At 65.1% G+C, this 17,580-nt stretch carries 15 protein-coding genes and 1 pseudogene; 3 read left to right on the top strand and 13 right to left on the bottom strand.

The window, feature by feature from the left end; all coding sequences use genetic code 11:
- Positions 1 to 22: 22 nt before the first annotated feature.
- The gene (locus tag ACSSVC_RS15725; protein ID WP_446440588.1) at positions 23 to 946 is read right to left on the bottom strand and encodes a LysR family transcriptional regulator; all 924 of its coding nucleotides are present in this window, start codon (positions 944 to 946) and stop codon (positions 23 to 25) included.
- A 129-nt stretch (positions 947 to 1,075) separates the two neighbouring features.
- On the opposite strand from ACSSVC_RS15725, the gene lysA reads away from it, so the two are divergent.
- Positions 1,076 to 2,308, top strand: coding sequence for a diaminopimelate decarboxylase (gene lysA, locus ACSSVC_RS15720; protein WP_446440589.1), 1,233 nt, complete (start codon positions 1,076 to 1,078; stop codon positions 2,306 to 2,308).
- Between the two features lie 7 nt (positions 2,309 to 2,315).
- On the opposite strand, the gene ACSSVC_RS15715 is transcribed toward lysA, so the two are convergent.
- Together ACSSVC_RS15715 and ACSSVC_RS15710 are read right to left on the bottom strand one after the other, a co-directional pair.
- Complete coding sequence (locus ACSSVC_RS15715; RefSeq protein WP_346636372.1) at positions 2,316 to 4,040, bottom strand: alkaline phosphatase D family protein; 1,725 nt, start codon at positions 4,038 to 4,040, stop codon at positions 2,316 to 2,318.
- Positions 4,041 to 4,076: 36 nt separating this feature from the next.
- Positions 4,077 to 5,513: an MFS transporter gene (locus ACSSVC_RS15710; RefSeq protein ID WP_492612508.1), complete on the bottom strand. Its 1,437-nt coding sequence runs from the start codon at positions 5,511 to 5,513 to the stop codon at positions 4,077 to 4,079.
- A 127-nt stretch (positions 5,514 to 5,640) separates the two neighbouring features.
- Between ACSSVC_RS15710 and ACSSVC_RS15705 the strand changes: the two genes are divergently transcribed.
- The gene (locus ACSSVC_RS15705) at positions 5,641 to 6,564 is read left to right on the top strand and encodes a LysR family transcriptional regulator (protein ID WP_492612507.1); all 924 of its coding nucleotides are present in this window, start codon (positions 5,641 to 5,643) and stop codon (positions 6,562 to 6,564) included.
- Positions 6,565 to 6,590: 26 nt separating this feature from the next.
- Entirely contained in the window at positions 6,591 to 7,046 is a 456-nt protein-coding gene (locus tag ACSSVC_RS15700) for a hypothetical protein (RefSeq protein ID WP_346636369.1), read from the top strand.
- Positions 7,047 to 7,121: 75 nt separating this feature from the next.
- Here ACSSVC_RS15700 and ACSSVC_RS15695 read toward each other — a convergent pair whose 3' ends face one another.
- The 10 genes and pseudogenes from ACSSVC_RS15695 to ACSSVC_RS15650 form a co-directional block, all read right to left on the bottom strand.
- Positions 7,122 to 8,414, bottom strand: coding sequence for a methyl-accepting chemotaxis protein (locus tag ACSSVC_RS15695; RefSeq protein WP_492612569.1), 1,293 nt, complete (start codon positions 8,412 to 8,414; stop codon positions 7,122 to 7,124).
- Positions 8,415 to 8,534: 120 nt separating this feature from the next.
- Positions 8,535 to 8,882: pseudogene (locus tag ACSSVC_RS15690) on the bottom strand (cache domain-containing protein); the annotation flags it as partial.
- A gap of 543 nt (positions 8,883 to 9,425) precedes the next feature.
- Positions 9,426 to 9,842, bottom strand: a complete 417-nt coding sequence (locus tag ACSSVC_RS15685; RefSeq protein WP_346636367.1) for a fascin domain-containing protein — start codon at positions 9,840 to 9,842, stop codon at positions 9,426 to 9,428.
- Positions 9,843 to 10,166: 324 nt separating this feature from the next.
- Complete coding sequence (locus tag ACSSVC_RS15680) at positions 10,167 to 10,460, bottom strand: DUF3144 domain-containing protein (protein WP_047285710.1); 294 nt, start codon at positions 10,458 to 10,460, stop codon at positions 10,167 to 10,169.
- 212 nt (positions 10,461 to 10,672) lie between these two features.
- Positions 10,673 to 11,785 carry a site-2 protease family protein gene (locus ACSSVC_RS15675; RefSeq protein ID WP_492612506.1) on the bottom strand — a complete coding sequence of 371 codons (1,113 nt, stop codon included), beginning with the start codon at positions 11,783 to 11,785 and terminating at the stop codon, positions 10,673 to 10,675.
- 151 nt (positions 11,786 to 11,936) lie between these two features.
- Positions 11,937 to 12,965: an RNA 3'-terminal phosphate cyclase gene (gene rtcA / locus ACSSVC_RS15670; protein WP_492612505.1), complete on the bottom strand. Its 1,029-nt coding sequence runs from the start codon at positions 12,963 to 12,965 to the stop codon at positions 11,937 to 11,939.
- Between the two features lie 8 nt (positions 12,966 to 12,973).
- Positions 12,974 to 13,762 (bottom strand): nucleotidyltransferase domain-containing protein, encoded by a 789-nt coding sequence (locus ACSSVC_RS15665; RefSeq protein ID WP_346636364.1) that lies wholly within the window; start codon positions 13,760 to 13,762, stop codon positions 12,974 to 12,976.
- Between the two features lie 15 nt (positions 13,763 to 13,777).
- On the bottom strand, positions 13,778 to 14,407 hold the full coding sequence (locus tag ACSSVC_RS15660; RefSeq protein ID WP_404939256.1) for a hypothetical protein: 630 nt from the start codon (positions 14,405 to 14,407) through the stop codon (positions 13,778 to 13,780).
- Positions 14,408 to 14,423: 16 nt separating this feature from the next.
- A complete protein-coding gene (locus ACSSVC_RS15655; RefSeq protein ID WP_492612504.1) occupies positions 14,424 to 15,767 on the bottom strand; it encodes a HEAT repeat domain-containing protein in 1,344 nt (447 codons plus the stop codon).
- Between the two features lie 4 nt (positions 15,768 to 15,771).
- Positions 15,772 to 16,998, bottom strand: a complete 1,227-nt coding sequence (locus ACSSVC_RS15650; RefSeq protein ID WP_492612503.1) for an RtcB family protein — start codon at positions 16,996 to 16,998, stop codon at positions 15,772 to 15,774.
- Between the last annotated feature and the right edge of the window lie 582 nt (positions 16,999 to 17,580).

Raw genomic sequence — 17,580 nt, 5'->3', positions numbered from 1 at the left:
CACACTAGAGGCGCTGTTGCAGTTACAGCGCCTGCACTAGCCTGCTCAACTGCTCATCCAGACGCCCCGCCTCACCCCGCAACGACTCGCAGAAGCCCTCGACAAAACTCGATGAAGGCCGGTAGTCAGGGCGGATCAGCATCACTCGATACGGCACCGACAACTGCAACGGACGGATCGCCAAGCCACGCCCCACCTCTTCCATGGCGCTCAAGGGATTGATGATCGCCACCCCCAGTTTCTGTCGCACCATGGCGCACACCGAGGCGGCGTTGGTGGTTTCCACCACCACCCGGCGGTCGACCCCGGCCTGGCGAAAGTGCTCGTCCAGGGTCTGCCGGTAGATATCCAGGCCCGAGAGGTTGATGAAGTTCTGCCCACGAAAATCTTCAGAGGCCAGCCGCGACTTGACCAGCAGCGGATGGTCGTCCGGGAGGATGCAGACCATGTCGGCGCAAAACAGCAGTTCCCCCTGGGTGCCTCGTGGCAGGTGCTCGCTTTCGGTGAGGCCCAGGTCATGGCGCTGGGCACTGAGGGATTCTTCCAGCAGCGGCGATTCCTGGGCGGTGATGCTCAGGCCGATCCCCGGGTGCCGCTCCTGGAAGTGCTTGCACACCCTCGGCAGCAGGGTCTGGGAGAACAGCGGCAGGCAGCTCAGGCTCAATTGGCCATGCTCGAAACGACGGATCGACTGAGCCACGCTGTTGATCCGCTCCAGCCCCACATAGGCCCGTTCCACTTCCTCGAGCAGCAGCATGGCCTGGGCCGTGGGCAGCAGGCGCCCGCCTTCACGGTCGAACAGGCGCAGACCGGAAAGCGCTTCCAGCCGCGCCAGTTCCCGGCTCACCGTGGGCTGCGAGGTGAACAGCAGGCGCGCGGCGCCAGTGACGCTACCGGCCTGCATGATGGCGCGGAATACTTCGATATGCCGCAGGGAGATGTCCATGAACAAAGGCTCGCTTGATCGCTCGACCCATATCAAATCTGAATCATGTAACAAAGAATAGATATTTTATTGAATAGCCAGAAATCGGCATGCTGCAGCCACTCTCACTGACCACAGACCGCAATCGCCATGGCCATTCCCTTCTCTCCCGCTCAACTCGTCGCCGCTGCCCGCCAATATGGCACCCCGCTGTGGTGCTATGACGCCGCCACCATCCAGGCGCGCATTGCCCAGTTACAGGCCTTCGACGTGGTGCGCTACGCGCAGAAAGCCTCGTCCAACCTGCACCTGCTGCGCCTGATCCGCGAAGCCGGGGTGCGGGTCGACGCCGTATCCCTGGGGGAAATCGAGCGGGCCCTGCTGGCCGGCTTCAGCCCGGTCGATGCCGGTATCGTCTTCACCTGCGACCTGTTCGACGAAGCCACCCTCAAGCGTGTGGTGGAGCTGCAAGTGGAAGTCAACGCCGGCTCCATCGACATGCTCCGTCAACTCGGGGAACAGTCCCCGGGGCATCGGGTCTGGCTGCGGATCAACCCGGGCTTCGGCCACGGTCACAGCCGCAAGACCAACACCGGCGGCGAGAACAGCAAGCACGGCATCTGGCACGATCAGGTCGACGAAGCCCTGGCGGTGATCCGCCAGCACGGCCTGCACCTGGTGGGCCTGCACATGCACATCGGTTCCGGGGTCGACTACGACCACCTGGAGCAAGTGGGCGCGGCCATGGTGGCGGCGGTGAAATCCCTGGACCACGACATCGAGGCGTTCTCCATCGGCGGTGGCCTGTCCACCCCTTACCGCGACGGCGACACTGCGGTGGATGTGCAGCGCTACGCCAATGCCTGGAGCGTTGCGCGCCGGGAGATCGAGGCCTACCTGGGCCACGGCGTGCGCATGGAAATCGAACCGGGGCGTTTCCTGGTGGCCGAGGCCGGTTGCCTGGTCAGCGAAGTGCGGGTGGTGAAGACCGCCGGCCAGCATCACTTCGTGCTGGTGGACACCGGCTTCAACGACCTGATGCGCCCGGCCATGTACGGCGCTTACCACGGCATGAGCCTGCTGGACGCCGCCGGCCAGCCGGTGCAGCGCCCGCAACAGCTGACCGTGGTCGGCGGCCCGCTGTGCGAGTCCGGCGACATCTTCACTCAGGACGACGAATGCCTGACCCCGCGCCTGCTGCCCCAGGCCCAGGTCGGCGACCTGCTGGTGCTGCACGACACCGGCGCCTATGGCGCCAGCATGTCCTCCAACTACAACAGCCGGCCGCTGCTGCCGGAAGTGCTGTTCGCCAACGGCCAGCCACAGCTGATCCGCCGGCGCCAGCCACTGGCCGACCTGCTGGCGCTGGAACTGGGGCTGTAAGGCGCCGTTACCAGGGCTCCAGCCGCAGCCGTTCCGGCTGGTTGTTGACCCCATCGTCCTGCTTGCGGGTCACCAGCGGCTCACCGTCGGCGCCGTAGAACTGCACCACCAACTCGGCGCTGTCGGGATGCAAGTCGAGACGGGCGAAGTTATCAGCCTGGGTAAAGGCCCAGGTGTGGTAATCCATGGTGTGGGTACCGTCGAGGAGCGCAAAGCTGTCCGGCGTCTGCGGCGCCGTTGAGTCGTGCACGTAACCGGCCGGGTCACCGTCGGCAAAGGGAAAGGGCCAGTAGAAGGCCGACGAGGTGACGGCGTAGGACTTCAGGGCCTGACCCGCGGCACTGAACGCCAACCGGGAAATGTTCGAGCAGTGAATGTCTCCGGACAGGAACACCACGTTCTGCACCTGGTGCTCGATCATGGTTTCCAGCACCGCGCGCCGCGTGGCGGGGAAAGCCGACCAGGAGTCGCTGTCGTTCTTGTGGCGCACGGCATCAGAGTCTGTGCCCACGGTATCCACACCGTTGGGCACAAAGACGCTGGAAGTGACCACGAACTTGGGGATGTTGCCCCGATCCTCTTGCATGTGCCGCAACCAGGCACACAGCCGGTCGAGCTGACCCGGTTCGCTGGGATGCAATGAAGGACGGCCCAGCAGATGGTTGTCCTCCAGGGCGTCCGGCACATCGTCGAGGAAGCGCTGGGTACGGGTGTCGAGCACGAAGAACGGGTAGTTGCCACAAGAGAAGTCATAGAACAGCTGGTTGGTCTGCAACTGCTGCAGGTACTTGTCGTCACCGGTCATGGCCCGGCCATGGACATAGCTGTCGGCAAAGCGCGGTCCATGGCTCCACTGGTAGCTCATGTAAGCCCCCATGGCGAAGTTGAACAGCAGGCGCTTTTCACGGTCCTTGCGAATCCGGTCCTGGGTCCAGTTGTCCTCGATCTCGTGGTCGTCAAGGATCATGTAGGTGGGCAGGTGGGCCAGCAATTGGCGGATGTTCGGCGAGCCGAAGGCGCTGTGGTAGCGCTCCTCGAATTCCTCGAAAGTATCCGCCAGGCCCACCGGCACCAGGCGGTTGAACAGGTCGGCATAGATCTGGTCACCCACCATCAGCACCAGTTGCGCATCCCCATGGTCCGCCAGCATCGGCCCGAAGATGGTGTCGGAATGCTTGCGTTTCCACAGCAGCCCCGGGTAGCGGCAGGACCCCAGCAAAAAGCTCAGGGGCGCCGGTTTGGCGGCGGCGCTGGCGTGGGTGGTGAACTCGGCCTCGACGTACATCTTGTCGACCCCGGTGCGGTTCAGGTCATTGGCCCAGGCTCCAGGCTCGGGCAGGCGCTGCACCACCGACTCGCTGGAAACATCATCATCGTTGTTGCCCGAGTCATCGACGTTGAGCGACGCCATGCGCACCCGATACCGGGTGTCAGGCGTCAGCAAAAAGGGCTTGAGCTGCTTGCGCGCGGCCTGGCTGCCCCACAGGCTGGTGTCCACCCCGAGATTGAAAGTGCCGGTACGGTGATACTCGCGTCGCAGGCGAAAGTAGAAGATGTTGTCCGCCGCGACCCGGCCGTTGCTGCCCACCACGCCAATCACGCCGATGGTGCGGATATCCTCCGCCACGCCCTTCTCGTCCAGGGCATCGGAAGCGGCGATCCATAAACGGCAGGACGTATCGGTGGTGTGCCCGACAATCGGGCCTAAAGAAGGAGTGCGAAGTGTGCTCACGGTGACCTGCTCCTTGGTGGGGTGTGCAGGCCAAGCTTAGTTCGGGCGCGGCAACCGACAAGCCCGATCAGGCGCCTCGGACAACCGGTCGCAACGGGCGACAATCAGCGCCAGCAGCATCAAGACGGCGGCGACCGCAAAGGTCCAGTGCATGCCGCGGGCCACCGCCGCGACATCGGCAGGACCGCCCTCGCCCGTCTGCGACATCCCGGCAAACAACGCCCCCATGGCGGCGGCGCCGCTGATCAGACCAAGGTTGCGTGACAGGCTCAACAGGCCCGCCGTCAGCCCCCGTTGCTGCGCTGTCACGTCGAGCATCACCAGGCTGTTGTTGGCGGCCTGGAACACCGCATAGCTGGCGGTCACCAGGGCAATGGGCAACAAGTACCCCGCCAGCCCCAGGCTCGCGGGCAACAGTGCCAGCAGGCACAGACCGATGAACATGCCCAGCAGCCCGAGCCGGCACAAGAGCCGGGCGCCGAGCCTATCCACCAGGCGCCCGGCGGGCACCCCGCTCAGGGTCGCCACCAGCGGGCCCAGGGACAGGCACAGGCCCACCCAGACGGTCGCCAGCCCCAGCCCCTGGGACAGATAGAAAGGCCCGATCACCAGAGTGGTCATGATCACCGTGGACACCAGCAGGCTCAGTAGCAGGCTGCGGCGCAGTTGCGGCCGGCGCAGCAAGGCAGGCTGAAACAGCGGCGCGGCGGCCCGTCGCTCTACCCACGCCAACAGCACGCCCGCTGCCACCGCTGCCGACAACAGCCCCAGGTTCAACAGGGCCAGCGGGTTGTCCCCCAGGGTCAGGGCCAGGGCATAGGCACCCAGGCTCAGGGCCAGGAGCACAGTCCCGGGAAGATCGAAAGCGCTGGCTGAGGTGGCCTTGGGGTCCTCGGGCAAGCAACGCCAGGCCAGCAGCCAAGCGAGTAGTCCCAACGGCACATTGACCAGGAAAATCCAGCGCCAGCCAACACCGGCCAGCAACAGGCTGCCCAGGGACGGACCCAGGGTGGTGCCCAGGGCCGACATGCTGCCCAGCACGCCCATGGCCGTTCCCGTGTGGGCCTTGGGTAGCGCATCGCCCACCAGGGCCATGCTCAGGGCCAGCATCAGTGCCGCCCCCAGGCCTTGCAGGGCCCGGGCCGCCAGCAGCCAGCCGAGGCTGGGGGCCAGGCCACAGAGCAGCGAAGCCAGGGTGAACAGGGCGATCCCGCCCAGCAGCACCCGGCGCCGACCCAGCAGGTCTCCCAGGCGCCCGGCGCTGGCAATCAAGGTGGTGATCACCAGCAGGTAGGCCAGGACAATCCACTGCACCTGCTGGAAGGATGCCTCCAGGCTCCTGGCCAGGCTCGGCAGCGCAGCGTTGGCGATGCTGGTGTCCAGAGACGGCATCAGCATCGCCAGCGACAGGCTGGCCAGGGCCCAGCGCGCCCGGGGTTGAAGCGCGGGACGGTTCGACTCAAGGGTGGGCATTGCGCAGACTCCATCAAGGCATTGCCCGCAAGCCTATGTCCGCACCAGACCCGGCGGAAGACGCAAGCTTTGCAGTTAATTGATGCACGCAACGCCATGTCAGCTTTAGGCGTGCTAGATTCCGCCCATGTCGACTCCCGATCTGAATCTGCTACTGACCCTGGACGTACTGCTGAGCGAAGGCAGTGTGGCCCGGGCCGCCCTGCGCCTGAACCTGAGCCCGTCGGCCATGAGTCGGGCCCTGTCCCGCCTGCGCCAGGCCACTGGTGACCCCTTGCTGGTCCGTGCCGGACGCGGCCTGGTGCCCACACCCCGGGCGCTGGAGCTGCGCCAGCTGGTCGGGCCGCTGGTGGAGCAAGCTCAGGCCGCCCTGCGCCCGGCCGAGCAGATCGACCTCAGGCAACTGGTACGCACCTTCACCCTGCGCAGCCGCGACGGTTTCGTCGAGAACTTCGGCCCGGCACTGGTCAACCGCCTGCGGGCCGAAGCGCCCGGGGTACGGGTGCATTTCGTGCCCAAGCTGGACCGCGACAGCAAGCCCCTGCGCGAGGCCAGCGTCGACCTGGAAACTGCAGTGATCGATGCCGACACCAGTCCCGAATTGCGTACCCGGGCGCTGTTTCGCGATCGCTTCATCGGCGTGGTGCGCAGCGGCCATCCCTTGAGCCGCGGCCCGGTGAGCCTCGACCACTACCTGGCCGGCCAGCACATCCTGATGTCCCACCAGGGGCACGACCACGGCCGTATGGACGATGCTCTGCAGGCCCTGGGCCGGCAGCGGCAGATCGTCACCCTGGTCAGCGGTTTTTCCGCGGCCCTGGCCCTGGCCCGGGGATCGGACCTGATCGCCATGGTGCCCGAACGCCATACCAGCAACCTGCGTGAAGGCCTGCACAGTTTCAGCCTGCCGGTGCGGCTGCCGGAGATGACCATTTCCCTGCTCTGGCACCCGCGCATGGAGGCCGATCCGGCCCATCGCTGGTTGCGCCAATGCGTCCACGAACTCTGCAGCGATACCACCGCTACCCTACCCGGCGGCCACCACCGCTGATGCCCCTTGATCGTCGAGACTCTGCAATGCCCTCACCCTCACTCGCTGTACCCGTTGCCCCCCTCAAGTACCTGCCCGCCCTCGTCGCGCTCCTCTGGGGGCTGTCCCTGGCAGTCGTCCGGGCCTGGCAACCGCTGGATTATTTCTGGGAAAACTTCGCCGCCTACTGGCTGCCCCAGGGGCTGATCCTCGGCCTGCTGCTGTGCACCCGGCCCACGCCGGCGCTGTTCACCGGGGTGGCCCTGGCCCTGGCCGCGCACCTGCAGCTGTTCAGCCTGTGGATCAGTTCCCCGGAGGACGCCATGGGCTGGCTGTTCTACCTGTTCGACTTTCCCGGCGCGCTGATCGGCGCCGCCATCGCCCGTTTCCTGGCCACGCGCGTGGCGCCCGGCAAGCCGCTGATCCATGGCCTGCTGGGGATCGGTTGGGTGTCGTTGGGGCTGTTGCTGAACTTCAAGCTGATGATGTTCAGCCAGATCTGAAACGGGCCGGCGACTGCGGCCCGGGGGGGGGACTGCAACCCGCCCGGAGCACTGGCGGCCCGGGCAGGCAATGCCTCAGCTGTGGCCCTGGCTGAGGTTCGACAAGCGCCCGGACAGGGCCTGCATCGCCTCGCTGACCTTATCCAGGGCCTGGGCGTCCCGGGCGTTGTCCTCGCTAATGCCGTGGATACGCACCGCCAGTTCGTTGATCTCCTGGGTCACATGGCTCTGCTGCTGCGCCGCCACAGCAATCTGCTGCGCGCGCTGGGAAATATCGTCGAAGCTGGTGACAGTGCTCGACAGTGCCTGCGACGCGCCGGAGGCCTCGCCCACGGCTTCACGGGTACGTGCTTCGCCGGCCTGGATGGCCTGCACCGCCTGACGTGACGCCAGCTGCAGATCGCTGATCATGCCGCTGATCTCGTTGGCCGAGGTCTGGGTCCGGCCGGCCAGGGTCCGCACCTCATCCGCCACCACGGCAAAGCCGCGGCCTTGCTCGCCGGCCCGAGCGGCCTCGATGGCGGCATTGAGCGCCAGCAGGTTGGTCTGCTCGGAGATGGCCTTGATCACATCCAGCACCGCGCCGACCTGTTGGCTGTCCTGTTCCAGGCGCTGGATCACCGCAGTGGCCTCGGCCATTTCCGTGGACAGTTGCTGGATCGACTGACTGTTGGCCGCTACTCGCTGCTGGCCGTCCTGTACCACCACCAGGGACTGGCGGGCGGTGTCGGCGCAGTTGTTGGTGTTCTGCGCCACTTCCAGGGCGCTGGAGGACATCTCGGTAATGGCCGTGGCCAACTGGGTGTTTTCCTGGCGTTGCTGCTCGGCCCGCTGGGCCAGGGTGCCGCTCAACTCGCCCAGACGCCCGGCCTCGTTCTGCAACTGTCGGGCTTCGCTGGCGATCTTCTGCAGCATCTGCCGCAACTGCCCGGCGTAGCGGTTGACCGCGCCGCGCAAGGCACCGATCTCATCGGCCCGGGCCACGTGCAGCTCGGCGTTGTCAGTGGCCTGGCCACGCCCCAGGGCGTCGATCTGCTGGGTGGTTTCTTCCAACTGGGCAATCAGCTTGTGCCCGCCCAGCCAGGCGAAGAACAGCAGCAGGGCCAGCAACGGCAAGAGAAACACCAGGATCTCGGTGGTCATGGCCCGGGCCAGGCCGGTGACCTTCTGCTCCGGGGTCACCAGGCCAATGGTCCAGCCACTGCCGGGCATGCTGAACAGGCTGACCCGCGCCGCTTCCTGCAGCCGGCCATCTTCCGCCAGATCCAGGCTGCGCACCTGACCGGGACTGCCCGCCGTCTTGCTCAAGGCCTCAGCCACCGGACCCAGCCAGGGTTGCTGTTTGCTCAAGGCCTCGAAGCTGAGCATCTGCCCGCCAGCGCTGGCCTGGGCATCGGGGAAATACAGGACATTGCCGGCCTGATCCAGGGCAAAGGCATAGCCACCGGTGACCGAGCCCTGCTCCTTGAGGAAGCGCGCCAGGTCATCCAGGCGCAGGTCGATGGTGGCGACCCCGGCGAAGCTGCCGTCCTGACGATAGGGCACGCTGCACGTGGTCATCGGCACCTGGGTCACCGGGTCCTGATAGGCCTCGGACCACAGGCAACGCCCCGGCGCACTGTTGCGCGCGCCGGTGTACCAGGCTTCGTGGTGATAGCCGGCGCTGCCGGCAGCGTTGTAGTCATCGGAAAACGCCAGGGGCCCGGCATCGCTGCGGGCCCAGAAGAAACTGCGGCGCTCGACGCCCGCCTCGAAGGCATTGGGTTGCGGCCAGATACCGCCACCGGCAATCGCCTTGTCGCCTTCGTGGTCGATCACCTTGGGCAAGGTGGCCATGACCAGCGCCTGCTCCTTGGGCAGCCCCTCCACCAGATGAGCCATGCTGGCGGTCACCCCTTCGATCCCGGCCAACTGCAAGGCCAGTTGCCGGACGATGGCACTGCCGGTCTGTTCGATCAACGCCGAGCTCGCCTCCACCACTCTGGGCTGCCCCCGCAGGGTCATCACGGCAAATACCGCCAACGCCGTGAACAGCAACAGCAGCACACTGCCGAGGGTCAAACGATGAGACAGACGAACCGGTAGCAAGGCCATGACGAACTCCATATCAATAGGCATTCAGAGCTTATCGACCAGGGTCATGGATCACTTGAGAAAAGAGTGACGCCGGTCACGTTTTCTGTGACCAGTATGTGTGTGTGTGTGTGTGTGAATACCCGCGACCGGCTCGACAACGGCGCTGATGACAGCACTGGCGCTCGACAGAGCGTGTCCGGCCCTGCACCACGGGTTCAATCGGTGGACGAATGCTCGCACCTGCGAAAGACCGTCACCGTCTTGCCCCGGCCGGCGCCTGGGAGCTACTCGATCACCCGGGCATCAACCTTCCAGGACCAGCATGAACTGGCTGAACCGGTCGATCCCGTCCTTGGACAACTCGAGCCCTGTCTCGCCCATCCGCGACATCCACTTGCCGTTGTCGCCGCGCAGGGAAATCTGCCCGCTGGCGGTATCGATGGCATAGGCGAATTGGCAATACTGATCGATGCTGTCCTTGGACAACTCCAGCCCCGTCGCCCCCATGCGCGACATGAACTTGCCTGTGTCGCCCTGCAGCGCGAGTTTCTTGTCGGTGCCGATTTGCACCAGCACCACCCGGAACTTGCAGTATTGGTCGATGGAGCCCTTGGAAAGCTCAAGCCCGGTCGCGCCCATCCGCGACATATAGTTGCCCGAGTCGCCGCGCAGCGAGATGACACTACCGTTTTCAATGACACGTTGTGGAATGACGATCATGGTTGGCACTCCTTGCTGATTAGGTGTGTTCCTGTGGGTCGCGGGGCCTGAAACCACCGGGCCGTCGGCCTCCCTGAGAAGGAGGTATGACGACCGGCAAGGCTTGCCGCAGGCGCAGTGTAGTTGAGCCCCTGGCGGCGCTCGGGATGGCCGCAAGACAACAGGACCAACGGTTGCCACGGTCCTGGAACGCTCAGATCAAAGGGCTATGCAAGGTGCGCGGCAGACAACCCGAGGCGATAAGTGCCCGGGTTGCAACGGGGCAGCAAGCGACTGCCCGACCGACTCACGAAAGCGGCCTGGGCAAGACCGCGGCGACTGTTTTCAATCCGGATTGGCGTTCATGTAGCGCGAGTAGTTCTCAACGTAATCGGTGAGGTTCTCCTCCAGCATCAGGCGGAACTCCTCAAGGAAATAGTCCACCGCCTGCTGCTTGGACGCCGCCAGTTCCTCGGCATTGCGGCAACCGCAGGCGCTGACCCAGGCGCTGAAACGCGCGTTGGCGTACATCAGCGAAGCGCTGGCCTTGCCCCGGCTGCTGTCGGCAATGTGAGAGTTGGTCAACTCGATGATGGCGTCGGCGCGGTTGAAGAAATCCTGATCCGGTTCGTTGGCCACGGGGTGTTCCTCTTGCTGGGTAGGGAAAATAAAGCGCCGGAGTATAAGAGTTTTGCGCGCGCATACCGATCACTTTCGCCCACTGCATCACCCCGGCAGAAACCGGCCCGCCGGCGAAGAGGCCGGTCAGCCCGGCGCCCTCCTCAGGGACGCCTTCGCTGGCAAGCCCGGGGCTCCCCTGACTCTCACGAACAGCCGGCGCAACGGCCGGGCTATAGCTTCGGCAGGGCCCGCAGGTGCTCGGCCAGCAGGGCTTCGCTCTGGCCTTGAGAGAGCACCACGCAGTTCTGCGCCGCCTGCAGTGCTTGCTGCATATACGCCTCGCCCTGTTGTCGATCACCCTCAAGGATCGCCTGCAAAGCCAGGCAGCGCGGCCGCAGCCAAGGCGCATACCAGTCGACATCGGCTCCCATCGGTGCGTTCTTCAGGACGCTGGCGTCGCGCTGCAGATAGGCACGGCTGAAGACCAGTTCGCCGCGCAACAACTCGATCACAACGCTCATCCCCGTGAGCTCCCCGGCCCGGGCTTCAAGCAGCTCATCCAGCTCCTGCTCCATTTGCAGCACCCCGGGCCAGTCGCCCTGGTCCTGCCTTGCGTTGAGCCGGTAGCCGAAAGCGACCAGGGGTTCTGGCATGGCGCCCCGGGCCAGACGTTCAAGGTCCTGGGCCGGCAGCTGCGCGCTGGGGACACCAGACACGGTCAAGGCCAGCAGGCGCGCCTGGGCCAGTTCCGGACGTTGATCGTCGCGATGCACATACCAACTCAGCAAGAGCATGCCGTCGCTGGGTGATACCCGCCAGGCCGGCAGCAGGTTGCCCACCCCCATCACCAGATTGATGACGGCAAAGGCCAGGGCAATGGCGCCGGGCACCCCTTGCCAGTGCAACCCCAGCCCCAGGGCCGCACCGCCCACCAACAGGTTCAGCAGCGGCCCGCTCAGCGCCACCACCATCCACTGACCACGCAACGGCCGTTGCGGATTGCTTGCGGCCATCACGTAGCCCCCCAGGCGATTGCGCTTGAGCTGCGGCGACCACCGCAGGCGCCAGCCGCGGCGCAGCACCTGCAGCTCCACGGCAGCAATCCGTACCTGCAACACCGGCATCCCACACCAGCGGGCGCCCAGGTAATGCCCGCTTTCATGCACCAGCACGCTGATGATCACCAGCAACGAGGCCAGGAACATGGCCAGAAAGGGCTGCAACCCGGACTTGATGGTGAGCCCCAGCACCAGAGCGGCGAGAAACCAGCCACTGAGCAACACCACGCGCTGCACCATCGTCAGCAGTTTGTTCAAGGCCTTGAGCCAGGCGTTGCCATCCATTGCGTACTTCCCTGAGAGTCAAACCAACCGTTGCACAAACTGTAGGAGCCGGCTTGCCGGCGAAGAGGCCCTTGAGCCCTGCATCATCCTCAGAGCCGCCTGCGCTGCAGCAGGGCGAGAACGTCCGGATGGCCGCAGCACTCTACACAGGTCAAACCAGAGCGTGACACTCCACGCGCAGCCGTTGCTCGCTCAGCAAACGCGATTCGATACGTACCGGCAGGAACGCTTCGATCACCCGCATGTTGCTCTCCAGATGCTCGGTCATGCGCGGCGTGGTGAAGCTGCCGCCACCGGCCAGGGCCATGGGCAGCAGCAGTTGATCGGCCAGGTGCTCAGCCACCGCCGCGCCGGAATCCAGCCAGTCCCGGGCCTGATCGATGGCGCCGTCGGCAACCTTTTCCGCCCGCAGGCTGTTCTGGCCGAAACCGCTGAACAGCTCGGTCAGGTGCTCGAAGGCGAACTCCAGCAACAGCACATTGCCCGGGCCGTATTGTTCATCCAGCTGCACCGCGGTGAGGTGCTCCCGAGGCAGTTCCAGACGATTGTGCACCCGACGCAACTCGCGCTCCGCTACATGCTCGGGCAGGCCCGCGCTCAACGCCCAGGCCCGACTCCCCAGCAATGCGCCACGCTCCTCCAGGTGCAGGGGCTGCAGCACCGACGGTTGGACAAAGGCCTCCAGCTCACCACCGCCGGCCGGGACAAAGCCGTGGCGCAGCAGTTGCAGCTCGACCCGCCCCCCCATGCGCCGCAGCTGTGGCAACCAGGCCTGCTGGAGAAAATCCACCGGCGGCGCCAGGGGATTGTGGGTGCCGCCGCTGATGCTCACGCGGCTCGGCTGCGGCGCCTGCAACAAGGCCGGCAGCAGGGTCTGCAGCACCAGGGTGCAACTGCCCGCAGTGCCGATGGCAAAGCGGTAGTCGCCGCCACGGATCGGCCCCGGCTCGAAGCTCAGCGCCTGGGAGCCGAGCTCGACCCCCGAGATCTTGGCGCCACAGACCTGAGCCGCAGCCTGCACCGCCGTCAGGTGCTGACGCAGCAACCCCGGGCGGCTGCGCCGGGCACGAATATTATGAATGCGCAGGGTCTTGCCGCTGATCATCGACAGACTCAAGGCGCTGCGCAGTACCTGACCGCCGCCGATGGCGCCGTCCAGTTCGATTACATCCTGTTTCATCACATTCCTCAGGCGTAGTGCCGGACCGTTTCTCGCAAGTAGGCGTCCAGCAACGCGTTGTCTTCATGGGTACGCGCCAGTTTCGGCACCGGGCGTTCCAGCTCGGCGGCGATAAAGGCGTGCAGCGCCTGGCGCCGCGGTCCGTAGGCGGACTCGTCGGCACTGCGCTTCAAGGCCAGCAGCTCAGCCACTTCGTCCAGCAGTGGCTGATGGTCGACGGTGGTCAGCAGATCGGCAAAGGTCATCGGCGGTCGGCCGCGGCCCTGGTCGATCCAGCGCACCGCCAGCAACGGCCGCAGCACGTAGAAGTACTTCTTGAAACGCACGCTGTCGCCTTGCAGGTAACCGCGAAAGTTCTTCTTGGCCATCGACAGATAATGATTGCGCGCTGCCGGCGGGCTGTAGAACGCCTCCGCCAGCTCGCGCAGGCGCGCAGCGGCGACCGGCTCGCTGCGATACACCAGGGGCGAATCCAGCCATTCCAGCAAGGTCGGGTTGGACTTGCGCAACAGCCCGAGGGTCTTGCGCAGTTCCCAGCCGCTGATGTCCAGCTCGTCATCCAGGGGTCGCTCGATCACGTCGCGCCCGGCATCGACCTGGATGAACCACTCGGGCTTTTCCACATAGACAAAACGCACGTCGTAATCACTGTCGGTGGAGGCAAAGCCCCAGGCCCGACTGCCGGATTCGCAGGCATACAGCACCTGCACATTGCGCTCGCGCTCGATCCGCGCCAGCTCGGCCAATACCCGTTCGCGCATGGCGCTGCTCAGGGGATGGCGCTCTAGGTGTTCCATGATCCTGTTCCTTGTTCAATCCGTGGCGCTGGCGGCCAGCACACTCAGGGTCCGGCGCTCGGGGTTCCACACCGTCAGGCACCAGACGCCCCACCACTCCAGGCCTTCGTCGAAATACTCACTCCAGGGCTGCAAGTGCGGCCCCATGTCCGGCGCCTGACAGTCCAGTTCCAGGTTGCCCACCCAGTTGATCACCTGGGGCTGCTGTTCGGGGTCCAGCCCCAGCAAGTCCAGCCATTGGCCGTACACCTGCCGAGCCTGCTCGGCGCCGCCAGGGAAATGCAGCCCGTATGGCGGCTGGCGAAACGCTCGGTACAAGGCCAGGTCCTGCTGCTCCAGGTTTTCGCAGACCAGTTGCCGGACTTGTTCCTGGCTGAGTACCTCAGGCAGCGCACGCTCTGCTTCCCAGCGTAACTGCGGTTCGCCAACGTCGGCGTAACGCGGGTCCTGACGCAGTTTTTCCAAGGCCTCGCGGCGCGAGGCCATCAAGTGCTGATACAGGTACTGCAATCCCTGGCGGTGCAAGGCTTGATTCACCTCAACACCCGGCTCCACCGTCAGCCGCACAAAATCGAACACGCAAAACGCCGCTTGCAGTTGTTGGCGCAGCGCCCGGCTGTGCTCATCTTCAAATGGGCTCAACATCTCGGCTCTCCCTTCTTCACAGCAGCCGTTTGGCCGAACCGGCGGGCAGTTCCCCGGCCGCTTCCATGGCCTGCAAACGCTGCACCATGGCTTCGCGCAGCGGCTTGGGGGTGACCGGGTCGAACATCCCGTAGCGGCTATCGCACCAGCGCGCCAGGGTCTCGCGCCAATAGGCGGCTTCACTGCCGCCCTGCCCCAGGCGCCACAGCAGGTACTCCAATTGACGCCAGCCCGGCTTGAGGGCCAGCAGGGCCCAGCGCCGCGCCTTGGGCAGCTCATGCCAGTGCTGATCCAGACGCTGTTCCAGGGCCTCGTCGAACACCGCCCAGGGTTGCTCGTGCAACAGCCCCAGCGCGCAGTTGAAGACCTTGTCCGAAGCATCGTCCAAGGCTTGCAGTTGCTGAGCCATGCCACGCTCGCCCAGGGTCTGCAGGGCCAGCAGACGCACACTCGGCGCCGGCGAGGCCAGGGCCTGTTGCACCATGGCGTCGGCACGGGGCTCCTGCAGTTCCTTGACCAGTCCCAGCAGGCCCAGCCAACCACGCTTGTTCCGTGGTGCCGGTAGTTGCAGGCGCTGCAGCAACACCTCACGCGGGTCCAGCCCGTGACGGGGCGCGGCCCAATGGGCCAGGCAACGCAAGGCCCCCGAAGGGTCCAGCAATGCCTGACTCAGATACTCGCGAGGATCGGCCAGCAACGGCAGCAACAAGCGCAGAGCCTTGACCCGCACACTGGCACCGCAGCTGTGCATCACCTCTTCCAGCAAAGGCACGGCCTGCGCGGCCGGCAGTTCGGCGCAGGCATCCACCGCCATCTGCCGCACACTGACCTCACGGTGGCGCAGAGCCCGAGCCAGCAGCGCCGCCCGATCCTTCGCCCCTTCGAGCAACAGTTCGAAGACAAAGCGCGCAGCCTTGCCCCGACAACCGCCAAAAGCGCCTTCAACTTCTTTGCGTACCTGGGCCAACTGCAACACCGAACGCGCCCGTTCCAGGGTCGCGCCGTGGTCAGCGCGCTGTTTGCCGGCCAGGGCCAGCAGCGGTGTCAGGCTCTGCAACAGCAGCTCGGCGCGCTCGGGTGCCAGATAACCCTCGAGCGCCGCGGCCGCCTCCTGGCGCACCTGGGGCACCCAATCGTTGAGGCGTTCCAGCAAGGCCGCCAAAGCCTCGGCCGAAGGCTGCGCGGCCAGGCCGCGCACGGCGGCCTGACGCACGAAACCGTTGCCGAAGCGGCTCAGTTCCAGCCAGGCGCTGTGCCTGTCCAATTCGTCCATCACTTCCCGCACGCGGCGGGCTTCGTAGTCGCTCAGCTGGTAATGCCAGCCGGGCGGCGCCGCTATCAAGGCGTCCATGTCGTCCATTGTTCTACCCCTTAACGCACACCACCTGACGCAGGGTGTGCAGCACTTCCACCAGCTCGCGCTGGGCGTGCATCACTTGGTCGATGTCCTTGTAGGCCATCGGGATTTCATCGATCACCGCTTCGTCCTTACGGCACTCCACATGGGCGGTCGCGCGGATCTGGTCGGCCAGGGTGAAGGTGTTCTTGGCCTTGGTGCGGCTCATGGTACGCCCGGCACCGTGGCTGCAGGAGCAGAACGCCTCTTCGTTACCCAGCCCGCGAACGATGAAGCTCTTGGCCCCCATCGAACCCGGAATGATCCCCAGCTCGCCCTTCTTCGCCGACACCGCGCCCTTGCGGGTCACCAGCACCTCTTCACCGAAGTGGCGCTCCTTCTGCACGTAGTTGTGGTGGCAGTTGACTGCCTCCAGCGCCACTTCGAAGGGCTTGCTGATCACCTTGCGGGTGGCCTGGATCACCAGTTGCATCATCAGCTCACGGTTTTGCCGGGCAAAATCCTGGGCCCAGGCCACGGCTTCCACGTAATCGTTGAAGTGCTGGCTGCCTTCCTCGAAGTAGGCCAGGTCGCGGTCCGGCAGGTTGGCGATATGTTGACGCATATCGGCCTGGGCCAGGTGAATGAACAGGTTGCCGATGGCGTTACCTACGCCACGGGAACCGCTGTGGAGCATGAACCAGACACGGTTGGCTTCATCCAGGCAGACCTCGATGAAGTGGTTACCTCCGCCGAGGGTTCCCAGGTGCTGGCGGTTGTTGCTGTTGGCCAGGGCCGGGTACTTATCGGTGATCGCCTTGAAGCGCGGATGCAAGGCCGCCCAAGCCAGGTCGGTCTGCTGCGGCACATCACCCCAGGCACCTTTATCGCGACCGCTACGGGGCGAGGTACGGCCGTGGGGCACCGCCTGCTCGATGGCGCTACGCAACCCGGCCAGGTTATCCGGCAGGTCGGAGGCAGTCAGCGAGGTACGGGCGGCGATCATTCCGCAACCGATATCCACCCCGACCGCGGCCGGGATGATCGCGCCCACCGTGGGGATCACGCTACCGATGGTCGAACCTTTACCCAGGTGCACGTCCGGCATCACGGCCAGGTGCTTGAAGATGAACGGCATCTTCGCGGTGTTCATCAACTGCTGGCGGGCTTCGTTTTCCACGGGCACGCCCTGGGTCCACATCTTGATCGGCTTGCCGTTGGTGACTTCCAGCAGTTGGTAGGTTTTGTGTTCCATGTCGTTGACTCTTTTTCCTGTGGCCGGTGATTCGGCCTTGTTCAATAGGTTGTGCAGGAGCCGGGGCGCAGCAGACGATCTCGGGGGCCTCTTCGCTGGCAAGCCAGCTCCTACGGAGTTGCGGTGTTCGGTGCAGACGGCGACAAGTGGAGGTGGAACATGCAGCGCGCTCTGCCTCTGAGCTAGCACCTTGCGGTGAACGGGACTCGAACCCGCGACCACGCTGTCCTGTAGTTCCACCGGCATTCGCCGGGTCAATCGGTGCAGGCCGGGCCTGCGGGCAGCGACAAGGGAACAGGCACATTTGCTCTACCAACTGAGCTACAGCCTTGCGGCTGGCGGGGTTCGAACCCGCGACACCATGTAGTACCTGTGGCATTCGCTGCCATCCCGCCGAGGCGGGGAAAAAGATGCGACGACAAGGGTCGATGAAACATTGCGTTCGTGTTCTGACCATTGAACCACGGCACCGTTTTCCAGCACCGGCGGGAATCGAACCCGCATCTCGAACCTGGGATGTAGTTCCATCAGCATTCGTCGCAAAAAACCAAAGGGTGGCACGACAAAAGAAGTGACTGATAG

The organism is Pseudomonas sp. E1BtOHC1, from assembly GCF_058744285.1.
Note: the sequence above shows the minus strand (reverse complement) of the source record. Positions and strands in the feature narration are given on the sequence as shown.